We start from the raw sequence: 17,911 nt of genomic DNA on the forward strand, positions 1-17,911 counted from the left end.
CGGCGGGTTCGATGACTTCGGTGATGCCGCGTCGCCGTCGGCGGCGTCATCCGGATGTGGTCGAGCCCGAGAACGCCGCGTGGTCGGCCTCCGTGCGGTCGGCATAACGCACGGCGTACGCGCCGATCGCCTCGTCCAGCTCGGAGTCGTCGGCGAAGTAGCCGGACAGCAGTTGCGGGTGCAGCGACCGCGTGTGGGCGCGGGCGAGCAGCGCGCCGGCGAGCCGGCCGTAGTCGTCGAGGTGGTCCTTCTCCAGCTCCGCCGGGTCGATGTCGCCCTTGAGGTTGCGGAACTGGCGGACGATGTACGGGACGCCGTCGATCGTGGTCCAGCCGAGCAGGATGTCGGTCTCGGCCTGCACCAGCCGGGCGCCGTCGACGATCCGGCGGCCTTCGTGCTCGGCGGCGGGCAGGCCGAGGTACGGCCCGAGCGCGGGTGACGCCGCCTGTTTCACCTGCAGGACCAGGTCCTCGTCGTCGTTGCCGTGCAGCAGCGCGACGTAGCTGCGGAGCCCGACGCTGCCGGTGCCGACCACGCGGAAGGCGACGTCGGCGATGCGGTAGCGCGAGATCAGCGTCCGCCGCGACTCGCGCAGGGTGTCCACATAGGACGTCAGGCCGGCGGCGACGGCTTCCGCGGTCGCCTCGCCGACGTGCGTCAGCAACGGCGGGTCTTCGACGAACCGGTGCCGTGCCAAGCCGGTCCGGTGGTCGTCGACGCGTTCGGTCCACTTCGCGACGACCTTCGCGCTGTCGTTCTTGCGGGCCTTCTCGGCGGCGTCGGCGAAGTCGTCGATCAGCTCGTCCGCGCGGGCCTTCGACAGCACCGACGAGTCCGGCAGCGCGTTCCAGCTGCGCAGGAACGGCAGCTCGGCGAGCGCGCGGATGGTCCGCCGGTACGACTTCGCCGCGTCCTCGGCGGCTTCCCGGCAGCCGGACTCGCCGATGCCGCCCTCGCGCCCGGCGAGCACCAGGCTCGCGGCGAGCCGCTTGAGGTCCCACTCCCACGGGCCGGGCACGGTCTCGTCGAAGTCGTTGATGTCCATCACGATCTTGCCCTCGGGCGTGCCGTAGAGCCCGAAGTTCGCGGCGTGCGCGTCGCCGCAGAGCTGCGCGGTGAGCCCGGAGTCCGGCGTGCCGGCGAGGTCGGCGCCCATCAGCCCCGCGGCGCCGCGGAAGAAGGTGAACGGCGAGGCGAGCATGCGTTCCCGGCGCAGCTCGGCCAGCTCGGGCAGCCGCCCGGCGTTGCTGGCCTCGAAGTACCGCGCGGGCGTCGGCCGGTCGTCCGCGGCGACGTCGTGATCGTGCGCGGTGACCGGCGTCTTCTCCCGGAGCCGTTTCCCCCGCTCGTACAGCTCGGCCGGCGTCACGCTGTCCGCGCCGGCCAGCGGCCGCTCCACCCATTCCCCTGATCCCATACCCACCCAACGCCCCATCCCGGGCAAACGCTCCCGAACGCCGTGAAGGCCCCCTTCACGGACATAGAGTCCCTCAAGGAGGCCTTCACGGACAGTCGAGCGGGTCAGGCGGGGCGGATCACCTCGGCGATCGCGTCGACGCCGCGGTCCAGCTCTTCGCGGGTGATCACCAGTGGCGGGGCGACGCGCAGCGTGTGGTCGTGCGTTTCCTTGCACAGCACACCGCGAGCGGCCAGGGCCTGCGACGCCTCGCGTCCCGACGGGCCGCCGGGGGCGATGTCGATGCCCGCCCACAGGCCGCGGCCGCGGACCTCGGACAGCCCGCTCCCGACCAGCTCGGTCAGCCGTGCGTGCAGGTGGGCGCCCAGTTCCGCCGAGCGCTGCTGGAACTCGCCGGTCCGCAGGAGCTTGACCACCGCGCGCCCGATCGCGCAGGCCAGGGGGTTGCCGCCGAACGTCGAGCCGTGCTCGCCGGGCTTCAGCACACCCAGGACGTCCCGGCTGCCGACGACCGCGGACACCGGCAGGATGCCGCCGCCGAGGGCCTTGCCCAGGGTGTAGACGTCGGCCCGGACGCCTTCGTGGTCCAGCGCCAGCACGGTGCCGGTGCGGGCCAGGCCGGACTGGATCTCGTCGGCGATCAGCAGGACGTTGTGCTCGTCGCACGCCGCGCGGACGTCGGCGAAGTAGCCCTCCGGCGGCACGATGACGCCGGCCTCGCCCTGCACCGGCTCGAGCAGCACGGCGGCCGTGCGCGGGGTGATCGCGTCGCGCAACGCGGCGGCGTCGCCGTACTTCACCGTGACGAAGCCCGGGGTGAACGGGCCGAAGTCGGCACGCGCGGTCTCGTCGGTCGAGAAAGACACGATCGTGGTGGTCCGGCCGTGGAAGTTGGAGCCGGCCACGATGATCTCGGCCGTGCCGTCCGGCACGCCCTTGACCTTGTGCGCCCACTTGCGGGCGAGCTTGACGGCGGACTCGACGGCCTCGGCGCCCGAGTTCATCGGCAGCACCATCTCGGTGCCGGTCAGCTCGGCCAGCTCGCGGCAGAACAGGCCCAGCTGGTCGTGGTGGAACGCCCGCGACGTGAGCGTGACGCGGCCGAGCTGCGCGACGGCGGCGTTGATCAGGTCCGGGTGGCGGTGGCCGAAGTTCAAGGCCGAGTAGCCGGACAGGAAGTCCAGGTAGGACCGGCCTTCGACGTCGGTGACCGTCGCGCCGGAGGCTTCGGCGATCACGACGGGCAGCGGGTGGTAGTTGTGCGTGCTCCATTGCTCGTCGAGCTCGATGAAGGTCGCGGCGGAGGGGGCGGCGGTTTCCCGGCCGGCGAACGTCGTCATGCGTTCAGGTTAGAGACCGCGGACGCGGAGTTCAGCCGGGAATCGTTGCTTTCACCCGTTGTTCGTTGCGCAATCCGCGGCTCGGACCCCCGAATCGCTGCGGCTCGGTGGACGTCCACATTGGTAAGTGATAACTTACGGTTCGTGGCGACTTACGGAAGCGACCAGCTGGCCGCGCTGGCCGACCCGTCGCGGCGCGCGATCGTCGAAGCGCTCCGGGCCGGGCCGCGCGCGGTCGGCGACTTGTCCGCGGACCTGCCGATCAGCCGCCCGGCCGTCTCCCAGCACCTCAAGGTGCTCAAGGAGGCCGGCCTGGTCGCCGACCGGGCGGCGGGCACGAAGCGGCTCTACCGCCTCGAACCCGACGGCATCGCCGCGGTGCGCGCCTACCTCGACCGCATGTGGTCCGACGCGCTGAAGTCCTTCGCCGACCTGGCGGAGGCCACCGAGTCCCGGCACGAGGAGCAGCCATGACGCTGGAGCCCATCCGCAAGACGGTCACCGTCGCGTGCTCGCGCGAACACGCGTTCAGGACCTACACCGAGGCCTTCGACAGCTGGTGGCCGCGCGAGCACCACCTCGGCGCCGCGGGCCTCGCCGAAGCCGTGCTCGAACCGAAGCCGGGCGGACGCTGGTACGAGCGGCTGACCGACGGCTCCGAGTGCGACTGGGGCGAGGTCCTCCTCTGGGAGCCACCCGCCCGAGTGGTTCTGTCGTGGCGGATCGACGGCGACTGGAAGATCGACCCGGACCCGGCGCACGCCAGCGAGATCGACGTCCGCTTCGTCGAGGAAGGGCCGCGCAGCACGCGCGTCGAGCTGGAGCACCGCGGGTTCGAACGGCACGGCGAGACCGCGGCGAAGGTCCGTGACGGCGTCTCGTCCGACGGCGGACACGGCGGCCTGCTGAAGCGCTTCGCCGAGAAAGCCGCCGCCTGAGTCGTTAACCTCGCGGGATGGCCAAGAAGAAGGACGAGGGAAGCCGGGTCCGGGACGCGCTGCGGATCACCGGGGAGCTGCCGGAGCCGGGCTCGGCGCCGGTCGGGCCCGGCAAGAAGCCCAAGGCCCTCGCCAAGCTCGACACCGCGGGCGAGCGGCTGTCCGCGCTGCAGGAGGCGCTCTACGCCGAGGGCGTCGGCGGCGGGAACCGCAGTGTGCTGCTGGTGCTGCAGGGCATGGACACCTCGGGCAAGGGCGGCACGGTCTCGCACGTGCTGGGCCTGGTCAACCCGATGGGCGTCCACTACGCGGGGTTCAAGGCGCCGACCGCGGCCGAGCGCCGCCACCACTACCTCTGGCGGATCCGCAAGCAGCTGCCGGTGGCCGGCCAGATCGGCGTGTTCGACCGCTCGCACTACGAGGACATCCTCGTGCCGCGGGTGTCCGGGCTGCTCAGCGCCGAGGAGCGGCGCCGCCGCTACAGCGAGATCAACGCGTTCGAGCAGGAGCTGGCCGACGCCGGCACGACCGTGGTCAAGGTCTTCCTGCACATCTCGCCCGAGGAGCAGCTCAAGCGGCTGAAGGCCCGGCTGGAGACGCCCGAGAAGCACTGGAAGTACAACCCGGGCGACCTCGAGGCGCGTTCGCACTGGCCCGCCTACCAGAAGGCCTACGCCGACATCTTCAAGAAGACGTCGACGGACCACGCGCCGTGGCACGTCGTGCCGGCCGACCACAAGTGGTACCGGAACTGGGCGGTCGCCGAGCTGCTCATCGAGACCCTCACCGAGCTGGACCCGAAGTTCCCGCAGCCGGACTACGACGTCGACGCCGAGCTGGCGAAGCTGAAGGGTGTTGGCGTACCGGCCTGAGCGTCTGGAAGAGTGCGGGCGTGACCGATGTCGACGATCTCCCGTTCCTCCGCAAACAGGCCCGTACCCAGCGCTTCACCCTCGGCGCGCCGAAGGCGTTCCGGGTCGCCCCGGACGGTTCGCGTGTGCTGTTCCTGCGGGCGGAGTCGGGTACCGACCCGCGGCACAGCCTCTGGTCGGCCGACCTCGCGAGCGGCGCCGAGACGAAGGTCGTCGACGCCGCCGAGCTGCTGCCCGGCGAGGAGGAGCTGCCGGCCGAGGAGCGGGCGCGGCGTGAACGGGCCCGCGAGACCGGCGGCGGGGTCGTCCACTACGGCGTCGACGCGGGCTTCACGGTCGCGGCCTTCACACTCTCGGGCAAGCTGTACACCCTGGACCTCGCGTCCGGCGAGGTGACGCTGCGGGTCGACGGTGCGGTCATCGACCCGCGGCCGAGCCCGGCCGGCACGCACGTCGCGTACGTGCAGGACCGGCGGCTGCACGTCATCGAGCTGGCCACCGGCGACGACCGGGTGCTGGCCGGGGAGGACAGCGAAGACGTCACGTGGGGTCTCGCGGAGTTCATCGCCGCCGAGGAGATGGACCGCAACCGGGGTTACTGGTGGGCCCCGGACGGCACGGCCCTGCTGGCCGAGCGCGCCGACCGCGGCCCGGTGCCGCGCTGGACCATCGCCGACCCGGCCAACCCGCAGAACCCGGCCAACGTCGTCGCCTACCCGGCCGCGGGCACCACGAACGCCCTCGTCACGCTGGCGATCCTCGGCCTGGACGGCTCCCGCGTCGACGTCGCGCCGGGGGAGTGGGAGTACCTCGCCTCGGTGCACTGGTCGGCGGGCGGCGCGCCGCTGCTGGCCGTCGAGCCGCGCGACCAGACGCGGCTGGACGTGCTCGCCCTCGACGTCACCGACGGCTCGACGTCGGTCGTGCACACCGCCGCCGACCAGCACTGGATCGACATCGTCGGCGGCGTCCCCGCGTGGACGCCCGACGGGCGCCTGGTCACCGAGCGGATGGTCGACGGCGACCACCGGCTCTACGTCGGCGACGAGGCGATCACCCCGGACGGGCTGCAGCTGCGCGCGGTCCTCGACGTCGGTGACGAGCTGCTCTTCAGCGCGTCGGACGAAGACTCGACGCAGATCCACGTCTACCGCACCGGAGACGGGTCGATCCACCGGTTGTCCACTGTGGACGGCGTGCACCACGGTGCCGGAAACGCCGGCGTCACGGTGTTGTCGTCGTGGAGCCTGGAGCACAGCGGCCCGCGCGTCTCGGTGCTGCGCGACGGCGCGGAAGTGGCGTCGATCGAGTCGTCCACTGTGGACCCGGACATCGTGCCGAACCTGACCTGGCTGACGCTGGGGGAGCGCGGCCTGCGCGGCGCCCTGCTGCTGCCGCGCGGGTACGAGCCGAGCGAGGGCAGGCTGCCGGTGCTGCTCGACCCGTACGGCGGCCCGCACGCCCAGCGTGTGCTGCAGAGCCGCAACGCGTTCCTGACGTCGCAGTGGCTGGCCGACCAGGGCTTCGCGGTGCTCGTCGCCGACGGCCGCGGCACGCCCGGGCGCGGCGCGGTGTGGGAGCGCGAGATCCACGGGCGCCTCGCCGACGTCACCCTGCAGGACCAGGTCGACGCGCTGCAGGCCGCGGCCGCGCGGTTCCCGGAGCTGGACGTCGAGCGCGTCGCGATCCGCGGCTGGTCCTACGGCGGTTACCTGTCCGCGCTGGCCGTGCTGCGCCGCCCGGACGTCTTCCACGCGGCGGTCGCGGGCGCGCCCGTCACGGACTGGTCGTTGTACGACACGCACTACACCGAGCGCTACCTCGGGAAACCGCAGGATGATCCGGAAAGCTACGCGCACAACTCGCTGATCGAGAGCGCCGGCGAGCTGAGCCGCGCACTGCTGATCGTGCACGGGCTGGCCGACGACAACGTGTTCGTCGCCCACTCGCTGCGGCTGTCCTCGGCGCTGCTGGCGAAGGGCCGCTCGCACGTGTTCCTGCCACTGGCCGGGGCCACCCACATGACGCCGCAGGCCGAAGAGGTCGCGGAGAACCTGATGCGCACCCAGGTCGACTGGATCCTGCGTGAGCTTTCCGTCGTGGACAAGGAGAACGCATGAGCCGCTGGGGCCTCACGATCCCGCTGACCGGGGTGCCGTTGACGGCGCACCGCGAGCTGGTCGAGCAGCTGCCGGACCTGGGCTACACCGACGCGTGGACGGCGGAGACCGCGGGCACGGACGCGTTCACGCCGCTCGTGCTCGCGTCGCAGTGGGCACCGCAGCTGCGGCTCGGCACCGCGATCGTGCCGGTCTACACGCGCGGCCCGGGCCTGCTGGCGATGCAGGCGGCGACCGTCGCCGAGCTGGCGCCGGGCCGGTTCGTGCTCGGCATCGGCGCGTCGTCCCCGGTGATCGTGGAGAACTGGAACGCGGCTCCGTTCGAAGAGCCGTTCGCGCGGTCGCGGGACACGCTGCGGTTCCTGCGCTCGGCGCTGACGGGGGAGAAGGTCAGCGAGAAGTACGACACGTTCGCCGTTTCGAAGTTCCGCCTGGAGCGCCCGGCCGACCCGCCGCCGTCGATCATGCTGGCCGCCTTGCGCCCCGGCATGCTGAAGCTGGCGGCCCGCGAGGCGGACGGCGCCATCACGAACTGGCTGGCGCCCACGGACGTGCCCAAGGTGCGTTCGGTCATCGGCCCGGACGTCGAGCTGGCGGCCCGGATCTTCGTCTGCCCCACCGAGGACGCCGCCGCGGCGCGGGGTCTCGGCCGGATGCTGATCTCGAGCTACCTGACGGTCCCGGTGTACGCGGCGTTCCACGAGTGGCTCGGCCGCGGCGAGGCGCTCGCCCCGATGCACGAGGCCTGGGCGGCGGGCGACCGGCAGAAGGCCAACCAGGTCATCCCGGACGCGGTGGTGGACGACCTGATCGTCCACGGCAGCCTCGACTCGTGCCGCGAACAGGTCCAGTCCTATGTGGACAACGGCCTGACCACCCCGATCATCGCGCTGCTCCCCACCGGCGGCGACCCGTTCGAACAGGTCCGGGCCCTGGCGCCGCGCTGACCCGCTGACGACCCGGGGAAACCCGGTTGCCGTACGGCGGTGACCGGGTGTTCCCTGGGCGGGTGAGACGGAAGACGCCGCAGGAGAAGAAGCGGCTCAGCTACCTGAAGGACCGGCGCGACGACTACGGCGAGAACGCCAAGTCGTCGCGCAAGAACCTGCCGCGCAGCAAGGCTTTCGCGAGGCGGGCCAACCGCGCGCACGAAAGCCTCACCCTGCGCGCGGCGACCGGAAACCCCGACGACGTCCGCGCGGAGGCGGCGGAACAACGGCTGCTTTCCGGCGTCGCCGGGTGAAGCGCAAGTGGGGTGACAGCGCGCTCGCCGACTACCTCGACTGGAAGCTCGACCGCCGCGCCGGCCGCGAAGACGGCCGGGCGACCCGCCTGATCGAGGCCCGCGACCGCGTCCGCCGGCGCCTCGGCCGCCCGGACTCGGACTAGCCCGGCCTTTTCCGGTCGCCGTGTTGGCCACTCCGGTCACTGTGTTGGCCGTTGCCGGGCGGCCCGGCCGTTCCCGAACGGCCAACACGATGCCCGGAGTGGCCGACACGGGCGGGCGATCCGTACTCGCAGCCCGTCGTCACAGTCGATCACCTTCGTGGCCGAACCTACTCCCGATGGCCGACGCGTTCCCGCCGGTCGGTCGCGCATGCTGGAACGGGGCCGGGTGACACGCAGCCTTCGGTCGCCGTACTGTTGCCCAGCGTAGGCAAGGCAACCCTAAGGAAGGCGGGGTACATGCGGGGAGACGGGCTGGCCGGGGGCGAAGGCGGCGCGGACCGGCTCGGGGAGCTGATCCCGGCGGCACTGCGCGGCATGGCGGCCGGCGTCGCCGAGCGCGGCGGGCCGGTGCCGGCCGGTGGACCCGCGGCGGTGGCCGCGGCGCTCGCCGCCGAAGGGGGCGCTCTGCCACACCGGGGTGTCGGCGCCGAGGTCGCGCTCGAGGAGCTCAGCCGGCTGCTCGCGGCGGGCTCGGCCGATCCCGCCGATCCGGCCTGCGCGGCCCACCTGCACTGCCCGCCGCTCGCGGTGTCCGTCGCCGCCGACGTGGTGGCAAGCGCGCTCAACCCGTCGATGGACTCCTGGGACCAGGCGCCGGTGGCCAGCGAGCTGGAACGCGAGTTCACCACCGGCATCGCCCGCCTCTGCTACCCGGACGCCGCCGCGCCGGACGCCGTCGTGACCACCGGCGGCACCGAATCGAACCTGCTCGGCCTGCTGCTGGCCCGCGAGCGGGACCCGCACGTCCGGCCCGTCTGCGGCGTCAACGCCCACCACAGCGTGGCCCGCGCGGCCTGGCTGCTCGGGTTGCCCGCGCCGGTCGTCGTCGCCTGTGAGGGTGACCGCCTGCTGCCCGGGGCGCTCGCCGGGACCCTCCGCGAGCTGGGCGCGTCCGCCGTCGTCGTCGCGACCGCCGGGACGACCAACACCGGCACGATCGACCCGCTGCCGGAGATCGCCGAAGTCTGCCGGCGGGCGGGGGCCCGCCTGCACGTCGACGCCGCGTACGGCGGGATGGTGCTGTGCAGCGCCGGCCTGCGGGAGCGGCTCGCCGGGCTGGAGCTGGCCGACTCCGTCGCGCTCGACCTGCACAAGTTCGGCTGGCAGCCGGTCGCGGCGGGTCTCTTCGCCGCCCGTGAGGCCGCCGACCTCGGCGCGCTGACCGTGCGGGCCGAGTACCTCAACGCCGACGACGACACCGAGGCCGGCCTGCCGGACCTGCTCGGCCGCTCGATCCGGACGTCGCGGCGCCCGGACGCGTTCCGGATGGCGGTCACCGTGCGAGCGCTGGGCACCGACGGCCTCGGCGCGCTCGTCGAGCACTGCTGCGACACCGCCCAGGACGTCGCGGCGGTCGTCGACGCCCACCCCGGCCTGCGGCTCTGGGGCGCGCCGGAGCTGTCCACCGTGGTCCTGCGCCCGGTCGTCGCCGACGACCTCGCGGACCCCGAAGCCGACGAGCTCGTCGCCCGGGTGCGCCGCGCGCTGCTGGAGGCGGGCACCGCGGTGATCGGCCGGGCGGCGCTGCCGACCGGCCCCGCCGGCGCGCCGCAGCTGTGGCTCAAGCTGACGCTGCTGCACCCCGGCACCACCGTCGAGGACTACCGCCCGCTGCTGGACCGGATCGCCGCCACCGCGGGTGCCGAGCTCGTCGCGAACCGGGAAAGCCCGGTCGCTTCGTGAGGCGCCACCACCTGGCGGGCATCGGGATCGGGCCGTTCAACCTCTCGCTCGCGGCGCTCGCCGCCCCGGTCGACGGCCTGGACGCGGTGTTCTTCGACGCCCGCCCGGAGTTCCGGTGGCACCCCGGCCTGCTGGTCGAGGGCGCGAGCCTGCAGGTGCCGTTCCTCGCCGACCTGGTGACGCTGGTCGACCCGACGAACCCGTTGTCGTTCCTCAACTACCTGCGCGACCGCGGCCGGCTGCTGCCGTTCTACTTCGCCGAGCGGTTCCACCTGCCGCGCGCCGAATACGACGACTACGGCCGCTGGGCCGCGGCGCGGCTGCCGTCGTGCCGGTTCGGCCACGAGGTCACCGGCGTCCGCTGGGACGCGGCCGAAGCGGCGTTCGAGCTGACGGTCGCCGGCGCCGAACCGGTGCTCGCCGACGCCGTCGTGCTCGGCGTCGGCTCGGTGCCGTCGGTGCCGGAACCGTTGCGGGACCTGGTCTCGGACCCGGACACCCTCGCGCTGCACGCCACGGACTACCTCACCCACCGGGACGCGCTGGTGGCCGCCGAGAGCGTCACGGTCGTCGGGTCCGGGCAGTCGGGCGCCGAGGTCGTCCTCGACCTGCTGCGCGCGCGATCCACTGTGGACGGCTTGCGCTGGCTCGCGCGGACCCCGGCGTTCGCGCCGATGGAGTACTCGAAGCTGGGGCTGGAGCAGTTCACCCCGGACTACACCGCCTACTTCCACGGCCTGCCGGGCGCGGTCCGCGACCGCCTGCTGCCCACACAGTGGCAGCTGTACAAGGGGATCGACGCCGAGACGATCGCCGCGATCCACGACGAGCTCTACCGCCGCAGCATCGGCGGCGGCTGGCCCGGCGCGGTGCTGAGCCCGGGCGTCGAGGTCGTCTCGGCGTCCACTGTGGATGGCTATGTCGACTTGGGACTGCGGCACGCGCAGCAGGGCCGCGACGGGACCGTGCGCACCGCCGCCGTCGTGGCCGCCACCGGCTATCGCGAAACGCCGACCGGGCCGTTGCTCGCCGGCCTCGGTGACGCCGTCCGCCGCGACGACCGGGGCCGGCTCGTGGTCGGCCCCGACCACCGGGTCGCCCTCGACGTGCCGGGGCCGCTGTTCGTGCAGAACGCGGAACGGCACACGCACGGGCCGGGCGCGCCCGACCTCGGCCTGGGGGCCTGGCGGGCGGCCGTGATCCTCAACGCCGTGTGCGGCAAGACCGTGCACGAGCTGCCCGACCGCACCGCTTTCACCACGTTCGGCCTGGAGGACCAGTGAGCATCGACGAGGCGGCCGCCTGGCGCGCGGCCGGTGCCCTGATCACGCACAAGATGCTCGGCGAGCTGTCGTACGAGCACATGCTGGAGCCGGTCACCGGCGGCGACGGTTACCGGCTGGAGCTGCCGGACGACGTCGTCTATACATTCCAAGCTCGGCGCGGCGCGTTCGACGCCTGGACGGTCGTGCCGGGCAGCGCGCACCGGTCCGGCGAGCCGGTCACCGACCCGCGCGCGCTCGTCGTGGACGCGCGGAAGACGTTGGGGCTCAGCGGGTTGCGCCTGGCCGACGTGCTGGCCGAGCTGACCGCGACGGTCGCCAACGAGGCCGCCCGCCTGCGCCGCGCGCCGACCGCCGCCGAGCTGTCCACACTGGACTACAACGTCGCCGACGGGCACCTCACGGGGCACCCGCGACTGGTGCTCAACAAGGGCCGCGTCGGCTTCTCGGCGGCCGACCGCGCCCGCTACGCGCCGGAGGCCGGGGCCGACGTCCGGCTGCGGTGGTTCGCCGTCCACCCCGACCACGCCGAGTTCCGCAGTGTCGGCGAACTGAGCCGGGACGCGTTGCTGGACGCCGAACTCGGCGACCTGCGGGCGGAGTTCACCGGGCGTGCGCCCGAAAATTACGTCTGGGTGCCGGTGCACCCGTGGCAGGCCGACGAAATCCTCGGCACGCTCTACGCCGCCGAGCTCGCCACCGGCGTCATGATCGACCTCGGCGAGAGCGCCGACGGCTACCGCGCGCACCAGACGGTCCGGACGCTCGCGAACGTGAGCGCGCCCGGGCGGCACGACGTCAAGACCGCGGTGTCGGTGCGGAACACACTCGTCTACCGGGGGCTCAACTCCGCGGCCACGCTCGCCGGGCCGTCCGTGACGTCGTGGCTGCGCCGGGTCAGCGCCGGCGATCCGCTCCTGGCCGAGAAGTACCGCTTCGGGCTGCTCGGCGAGGTCGCGAGCGTGTCGGTCAAGCACCCGCTGTTCGGGCACCTGGAGGAGCTGCCCTACCGGTTCCACGAGACCCTGGGCGCCCTGTGGCGGGAGCCCCTCACCGCGCACCTCGGCGACGGCGAGCGCGCGATTTCGTTCGCCGCCCTGCCTTATCGCGGCCCCGACGGCGTCTCCGTGCTCGCCCACCTGATCGGCGGCGGCGACCCGGAGGCGTGGCTGACGCGGTTGTTCGACCTGACGCTCACGCCGTTGCTGCAGTGGCTGCTGCGCCACGGTGTCGGCTTCTGCCCGCACGGCCAGAACCTGATCCTCGTCGTCGACGCCGCCGGCGTGCCGCAGCGGGCGCTGATCAAGGACTTCGCCCAGGGCGTCGACCTGCTCGACGAGCAGCTCGAGAGCTACGAAAGCCTCCCGCCCGAGGCGGCCGCCGACATGCTGCGCTGGCCCGCGCACCTGCTCGCGCAGTCGCTGTTCAGCTCGGTGTTCTCCGGGCAGTTCCGGTTCTGGGCCGAGGTGCTGCTCGACGAGCTGGGCCTGCCGCGGGCGAAGTTCTGGGCGCCGGTGCGGGAGATCGTCGGCCGCTACCGCGACGAGAACCCGGACGTCGCCGCGCGGTTCGACGCGTGCCGGCTGTTCGCGCCGGACGTCGAGCGCGTCACGCTCAACCGCGAGCACTTCGCCGGGCAGGGCTTCGACAAGGTGGAGCGCGACGACGAGTTCGACGTCCGCTTCGGCCGGGTGCCGAACCCGCTGCACGCCGCGGATCCCGGCGGCGCGTGGTGACGCCGTTCGCGCGCCCGGTCGGCCCGCGGTCGCTGGCCGACCGGCGCGCGGCGGCCGTGACCGGGGAAGCCGTGCTGCGCGGGGTGCTCGCCGAGGACGGCGCGCGCCTGCTCCTGCTGGTGCCCGATCCGCACGCCCGCTTCGCCGCCGTCGAGCTGGCCGCGCCGTTCGCCGCCGACGTCCTCACCGACGGGTACGGCGTCTGCAGCTACGTCTTCGCGTGGACGCCCGAGCGCGCGGCGCTGCCCGGGTCCGGCGCGCTCGGTGGCTACCTGAATGGCTACCTGGAGGGGTACGGCGACCTGCGGATGCGGCCGGACGCGGCGAGCGCGATCCCGCTCGGCGACCGGACGTGGGCGGTGGTGTGCGACGCCGGGTGGCCGTCCGGGCCGGTCGCGGAACTGGCCCCGCGCGAAGTGCTGCGCGGGCAGCTCGAAGCGCTCGAAGGGCTCGGGCTGGTGCCGTCGGTCGGCATCGAGCACGAGGTGGTGTTCCGCGACGCGGCCGGCGAGCCGCTCACCGCGCACGGCGTCGACTACGCGGTCGGCGGCACCGAACGCCTGGCGCCGTTGCTGCGCGACCTGCGCGTGGCGCTCGACGAGGCCGGGCTGGGCGTCGAGTCGGCGCGCGCGGAGTGCCACCCGGGCCAGTACGAGATCGTGCTGCGCCACCGCGACGCCCTCGCCGCCTGCGACGACGTCCTGCTGCAGCAGCTGATCGTCCGCCGGGTCGCGGCGCGCCACGGCGTCACCGCGGATTACCTGGCCGCGCCCGCGCCGGGACAGGGGAACTCGGGGCACGTGCACCTGTCGCTGTCCACAGTGGACGGTTCGCCGCCGGACCTGCTGGGCGGGTTCCTGGCCGGCGTCCTGCGCGACGCGCGGGCGCTGACGGCGGTGTGGTCGCCGACGTGGAACGGCTTCGTCCGGCTGCGGACGGCGCCGTTCTCCCCGCGTGAGGTCCGCTGGGGCCACGACGACCGGACGGCGTCGGTCCGGGTGGCGGGACCCGTGGAGAACCGCCGCCTGGAGTTCCGGTTCCCGGGCGCGGACGCCCAGCCCCACCTGGTCCTCGCGGCGCTGCTGGCGGCCGGGCGGTTCGGGCTGGAGGAGGGCCTGACACCGCCGGCCCCGGGCGTCTCGGCCGGCTCGCTGGCGACGTCACCGTGGGAGGCGCTGGCGCTGGTCACGGACGGCCGGGTCGGCAAGCTGCTCGGCGTGGACGTCGCGGCGCAGCTGACGGCGCTGCTCACGGAGGAGATCGAGTCCGGTCTGGACGCCGTGACCGGCTGGCAGCGGCGCCGGGGAGCCCTCCGGGCCTGACCGTGCACCCCTCTTCACCCGCTGGGGGTTGCGCGGCGGGCTCCGGGTGCGCAGGCTCGACACCGTGAGCGAGCACGAGTACGACCTCATCGTCATCGGTTCCGGCCCGGGCGGGCAGAAGGCCGCCATCGCGGCCGCGAAACTGGGCAAGAAGGTGGCGGTCGTCGACCGGCACGACATGGTCGGCGGGGTGTGCGTCAACACCGGCACGATCCCGTCCAAGACCCTGCGCGAAGCGGTGCTCTACTTGACCGGCATGAACCAGCGCGAGCTGTACGGCGCCAGCTACCGGGTCAAGCAGGACATCACCATCGCCGACCTGCTGGCGCGCACCCAGCACGTGGTCGGGCGCGAGGTCCAGGTGGTGCGCGCCCAGCTGATGCGCAACCACGTCGACCTGATCGCCGGCATGGGCTCGTTCGCCGACCCGCACACCGTCGTCGTCGACGGCAAGCACGCCGGCGACCGCCGGACGCTGACCGGCGACTACGTCGTGATCGCCACCGGCACCCGGCCCGCGCGGCCCGGGCACGTCGACTTCGACGCCGCCCGCGTGCTCGACTCCGACGAGATCCTGCGGCTCGAACAGATCCCGTCGTCGCTCGTCGTGGTCGGCGCGGGCGTGATCGGCATCGAGTACGCGTCGATGTTCGCCGCGCTCGGCTCGCGGGTCACCGTGGTCGAGCAGCGCGACCAGATGCTGGACTTCTGCGACCCCGAGATCGTCGAGTCGCTGAAGTTCCAGCTGCGCGACCTCGGCGTCACGTTCCGGTTCGGCGAGAAGGTCGCCGACGTCGCGGTGTCCGACGACGCGACGATCACGACCCTGGTCAGCGGCAAGCGCATCCCGGCCGACGGCGTGATGTACTCCGCCGGCCGCCAGGGTATGACCGGCTCGCTCGCGCTGGACCAAGCCGGGCTGGCCGCGGACGAGCGCGGCCGGCTCGTCGTCGACGAGCACTACCGCACCGAGGTCCCGCACATCTACGCGGTCGGCGACGTGATCGGCTTCCCGGCGCTGGCGGCGACGTCGATGGACCAGGGGCGGCTCGCGGCGTACCACGCCTTCGGCGAACCGGCGAACGGCCTCGGCGCGCTGCAGCCGATCGGGATCTACACGATCCCGGAGATCTCGTACGTCGGCGCCACCGAGGCGCAGCTGACGTCGTCGTCGGTGCCGTACGAGGTCGGCATCGCCCGCTACCGCGAGCTCGCGCGCGGCCAGATCACCGGCGACAGCTACGGCATGCTGAAGCTGCTGGTGTCCACGAAGGACCGGAAACTGCTGGGCGTGCACGTGTTCGGCACGGGCGCGACCGACCTGGTCCACATCGGACAGGCGGTGATGGGTTGCGGCGGCACGGTCGACTACCTCGTCGACGCGGTGTTCAACTACCCGACGCTCTCGGAGGCGTACAAGGTGGCCGCGTTGGACGCCACCAACAAGATCCGCGCCTTGGACCGGTTCACCTCCTGACGCCCCATCCGCACCACCCGTCCCACCCGGCGCGAACCGGTTTGACACCCGAATAGAACATGTGTTCGACTGCCGGAGTGCGATGGGATCGGCAGCGAGCAGGGGAGGGTGAGCCGGCACTGCCCGGGCTGGAAGGCCTGGTGCGTTCCGTGCGGTCACCGGAATTCGACGGCGTCACCTTTCACGAGGTGAACGCCCGCTCGGTGCTGAACAAGGTGCCCGCGGGCTCCGGGGTGCCGTTCGGCTGGACGGTCAACCCGTACCGCGGCTGCTCCCACGCCTGTACGTATTGCTTGGAGGGCGGTACCCGGATCCTGCTCGCCGACGGCCGGACGCGGGCGCTGTCGGAGCTGAAGGCCGGCGACGCGATCTACGGCACCCGCGGCCACGGCGCGGCCCGGCGGCTGGTGCCGACCAAGGTGCTCGCGCACTGGACGACGCTGCGCGACGCCTACCGCGTCACCCTCGACGACGGCACCCGGCTCGTCGCGAGCGGCGATCACCGGTTCCTCACCTCGAAGGGCTGGAAGCACGTCACCGGCAGCAAACTCGGCATCGCCCAGCGGCCGCACCTGACCCCCGGCGCGGAGCTGATCGGCGTCGGCCGGTTCGAGCCGACGCCGGACGAGACGCTCGGGTACCGCGCCGGCTACCTGTGCGGGATGCTGCGCTCCGGCGGGTTCGCCGCGGAGCCGGACGCGGCCGCGCGGGCGCTGGAGTACCTGCCGGACTTCGGGGCGTCGGTCGGCTTCCTCAAGGTACCCGCCGATCCGGACGCGCACTGGCGGCGCGGGTTCCTCGCCGGTGTCTTCGACCTCGCCGGCAGCCACGGCCGCGGCCTGCTGTCCGTCGCGCACGACGAGCCGGAGATCACCGACGCCTTCGCGGCCGCGCTCACCGCCTTCGACTTCGCGCACCAGCTCGACGAAGTGCCGAAGTTCCCGACGCGCCAGGAGGTCCGGCTGCTCGGCGGCGCCGGCGAAGTCCTCCGGTTCCTGCACCTGAGCAACCCGGCGGTCGGCTGGAAACGCTCGCTCGACGGTTCGGTGATCGGCGCCAGCAGGCGGCGCGTCGAGGCGATCGAGGCGCTGGGCCTGCAGCTCCCGCTGTTCGACATCACCACCGGCACCGGCGACTTCATCGCCGACGGCATGGTGTCGCACAACTGCTTCGCCCGGAACACCCACACCTACCTCGACTTCGACGCCGGCCACGACTTCGACACCCAGGTGGTCGTCAAGATCAACGCCCCGCAGGTGCTGGCCGGGCAGCTGAAACGGCCGTCCTGGCAGCGCGAGCCGGTCGCGATGGGCACCAACACCGACCCGTACCAGCGCGCGGAGGGCCGCTACGGGCTGATGCCGGGCATCATCACGGCGCTCGCGCGCTCCGGCACGCCGTTGTCGGTGCTCACGAAGGGCACGGTGCTGGCCAGGGACCTGCCGCTGCTGCAGAGCGTCGCGGCGGACGTCCCGGTCGGCCTCGCCGTGTCGATCGCGCTGCTCGATCGCGAGCTGCAGCACCGCCTCGAGCCGGGGACGCCGAGCCCGCAGGCGCGGCTGGAGCTCGTCCGCAAGGCCCGCGAGGCCGGGCTGCCGTGCTCGGTCCTGGTGGCGCCGGTGCTGCCGTGGCTGACCGACTCCGCCGAGGCCCTCGACGCGCTGTTCGCGCGCCTGGCCGAGGTGGGCGCGTCGAGCGTGACGGTCATCCCGCTGCACCTGCGCCCCGGCGCCCGCGAGTGGTTCGGCCGCTGGCTGGCGGGGACGTACCCGGCGCTGGTCCCGCGCTACCGGGAGCTGTACGCGAAGGGGAGTTATGTCCGGAAGGCCTACCGCGAGCGGCTCGGGGAGCGCGTGGCGCCGCTGCTGCGACGGCACGGGCTGGCCCCGAAGACCGGGTACGAGCCGCGGCTTCCGGAACCGCCGGCGCCCGCGCCGCGGGGCGACGTCGCGCCCGCCGAGCAGCTGCGACTGTTGTGACGGTGCCGGCGCGGGGCGGCCGGACCCACCGGGCCGGGAGCCGCCGGTGCCCACCCAGCGGGACGACCACCCGGGCGGGGGGCGACTCCGGCTAGGCTGACGCCCGTGGCGCAGATCCGCCACGGTTGGTTTGATTGTCCTTTATGGGCCACCATTTCAGTACGTGATCCCCTCACCGGGCGGCCGTGTGAGTGAGGCCGTCACCCCGGACACCACGCCGCTGCACCGTTCGCCGTAACCCGGCGGCACTTGCGCGCGCGGAGTCGGGTGCTTGCGGGAAAATGTCCGATCGTGT

At 73.1% G+C, this 17,911-nt stretch carries 15 protein-coding genes; 13 read left to right on the forward strand and 2 right to left on the reverse strand.

Annotated elements, in window-relative coordinates; translation table 11 throughout:
- Positions 1-46: 46 nt before the first annotated feature.
- Positions 47-1,417: a DUF2252 domain-containing protein gene (locus tag OHS18_RS45155; RefSeq protein WP_328614929.1), complete on the reverse strand. Its 1,371-nt coding sequence runs from the start codon at positions 1,415-1,417 to the stop codon at positions 47-49.
- Positions 1,418-1,521: 104 nt separating this feature from the next.
- Entirely contained in the window at positions 1,522-2,757 is a 1,236-nt protein-coding gene (gene rocD / locus OHS18_RS45160; protein ID WP_328614930.1) for an ornithine--oxo-acid transaminase, read from the reverse strand.
- A 144-nt stretch (positions 2,758-2,901) separates the two neighbouring features.
- Here rocD and OHS18_RS45165 point away from each other — a divergent pair, with 144 nt between their 5' ends.
- From OHS18_RS45165 to OHS18_RS45225, 13 genes are all read left to right on the forward strand, one after another.
- Positions 2,902-3,231 (forward strand): ArsR/SmtB family transcription factor, encoded by a 330-nt coding sequence (locus OHS18_RS45165; protein WP_328614931.1) that lies wholly within the window; start codon positions 2,902-2,904, stop codon positions 3,229-3,231.
- Complete coding sequence (locus OHS18_RS45170) at positions 3,228-3,695, forward strand: SRPBCC family protein (RefSeq protein WP_328614932.1); 468 nt, start codon at positions 3,228-3,230, stop codon at positions 3,693-3,695. Before OHS18_RS45165 ends, OHS18_RS45170 begins: the two co-directional genes overlap by 4 nt.
- Positions 3,696-3,712: 17 nt before the next feature.
- On the forward strand, positions 3,713-4,567 hold the full coding sequence (locus OHS18_RS45175; RefSeq protein ID WP_328614933.1) for a PPK2 family polyphosphate kinase: 855 nt from the start codon (positions 3,713-3,715) through the stop codon (positions 4,565-4,567).
- A gap of 20 nt (positions 4,568-4,587) precedes the next feature.
- On the forward strand, positions 4,588-6,687 hold the full coding sequence (locus OHS18_RS45180; protein WP_328614934.1) for a S9 family peptidase: 2,100 nt from the start codon (positions 4,588-4,590) through the stop codon (positions 6,685-6,687).
- Complete coding sequence (locus OHS18_RS45185) at positions 6,684-7,634, forward strand: LLM class F420-dependent oxidoreductase (RefSeq protein ID WP_328458591.1); 951 nt, start codon at positions 6,684-6,686, stop codon at positions 7,632-7,634. Before OHS18_RS45180 ends, OHS18_RS45185 begins: the two co-directional genes overlap by 4 nt.
- A 62-nt stretch (positions 7,635-7,696) precedes the next feature.
- On the forward strand, positions 7,697-7,930 hold the full coding sequence (locus tag OHS18_RS45190; protein ID WP_328614935.1) for a hypothetical protein: 234 nt from the start codon (positions 7,697-7,699) through the stop codon (positions 7,928-7,930).
- On the forward strand, positions 7,927-8,076 hold the full coding sequence (locus OHS18_RS45195; RefSeq protein WP_328614936.1) for a hypothetical protein: 150 nt from the start codon (positions 7,927-7,929) through the stop codon (positions 8,074-8,076). Before OHS18_RS45190 ends, OHS18_RS45195 begins: the two co-directional genes overlap by 4 nt.
- A 297-nt stretch (positions 8,077-8,373) precedes the next feature.
- Positions 8,374-9,819, forward strand: a complete 1,446-nt coding sequence (locus OHS18_RS45200; RefSeq protein ID WP_328614937.1) for a pyridoxal phosphate-dependent decarboxylase family protein — start codon at positions 8,374-8,376, stop codon at positions 9,817-9,819.
- On the forward strand, positions 9,816-11,102 hold the full coding sequence (locus OHS18_RS45205) for a lysine N(6)-hydroxylase/L-ornithine N(5)-oxygenase family protein (protein ID WP_328614938.1): 1,287 nt from the start codon (positions 9,816-9,818) through the stop codon (positions 11,100-11,102). The genes OHS18_RS45200 and OHS18_RS45205 overlap by 4 nt, the downstream gene beginning before the upstream one ends.
- Positions 11,099-12,838, forward strand: a complete 1,740-nt coding sequence (locus OHS18_RS45210; protein WP_328614939.1) for an IucA/IucC family protein — start codon at positions 11,099-11,101, stop codon at positions 12,836-12,838. The genes OHS18_RS45205 and OHS18_RS45210 overlap by 4 nt, the downstream gene beginning before the upstream one ends.
- Entirely contained in the window at positions 12,835-14,160 is a 1,326-nt protein-coding gene (locus OHS18_RS45215) for a glutamine synthetase (protein WP_328618690.1), read from the forward strand. The genes OHS18_RS45210 and OHS18_RS45215 overlap by 4 nt, the downstream gene beginning before the upstream one ends.
- Positions 14,161-14,224: 64 nt before the next feature.
- Positions 14,225-15,637, forward strand: a complete 1,413-nt coding sequence (gene sthA / locus OHS18_RS45220; RefSeq protein ID WP_328614940.1) for a Si-specific NAD(P)(+) transhydrogenase — start codon at positions 14,225-14,227, stop codon at positions 15,635-15,637.
- 59 nt (positions 15,638-15,696) lie between these two features.
- A complete protein-coding gene (locus OHS18_RS45225) occupies positions 15,697-17,616 on the forward strand; it encodes an intein-containing Rv2578c family radical SAM protein (RefSeq protein WP_328614941.1) in 1,920 nt (639 codons plus the stop codon).
- Positions 17,617-17,911: the final 295 nt, after the last annotated feature.

The sequence above is a fragment of the Amycolatopsis sp. NBC_00355 genome, from assembly GCF_036104975.1.
Taxonomy (GTDB): Bacteria; Actinomycetota; Actinomycetes; order Mycobacteriales; family Pseudonocardiaceae; genus Amycolatopsis.

Coding starts and splice junctions, on each gene's coding strand:
- OHS18_RS45155 (WP_328614929.1), bottom strand. CDS start 1,417: ATGGGATCAGGGGAATGGGTGGAGCGGCCGCTGGCCGGCGCGGACAGC.
- rocD (WP_328614930.1), bottom strand. CDS start 2,757: ATGACGACGTTCGCCGGCCGGGAAACCGCCGCCCCCTCCGCCGCGACC.
- OHS18_RS45170 (WP_328614932.1), top strand. CDS start 3,228: ATGACGCTGGAGCCCATCCGCAAGACGGTCACCGTCGCGTGCTCGCGC.
- OHS18_RS45175 (WP_328614933.1), top strand. CDS start 3,713: ATGGCCAAGAAGAAGGACGAGGGAAGCCGGGTCCGGGACGCGCTGCGG.
- OHS18_RS45185 (WP_328458591.1), top strand. CDS start 6,684: ATGAGCCGCTGGGGCCTCACGATCCCGCTGACCGGGGTGCCGTTGACG.
- OHS18_RS45200 (WP_328614937.1), top strand. CDS start 8,374: ATGCGGGGAGACGGGCTGGCCGGGGGCGAAGGCGGCGCGGACCGGCTC.
- OHS18_RS45225 (WP_328614941.1), top strand. CDS start 15,697: ATGTGTTCGACTGCCGGAGTGCGATGGGATCGGCAGCGAGCAGGGGAG.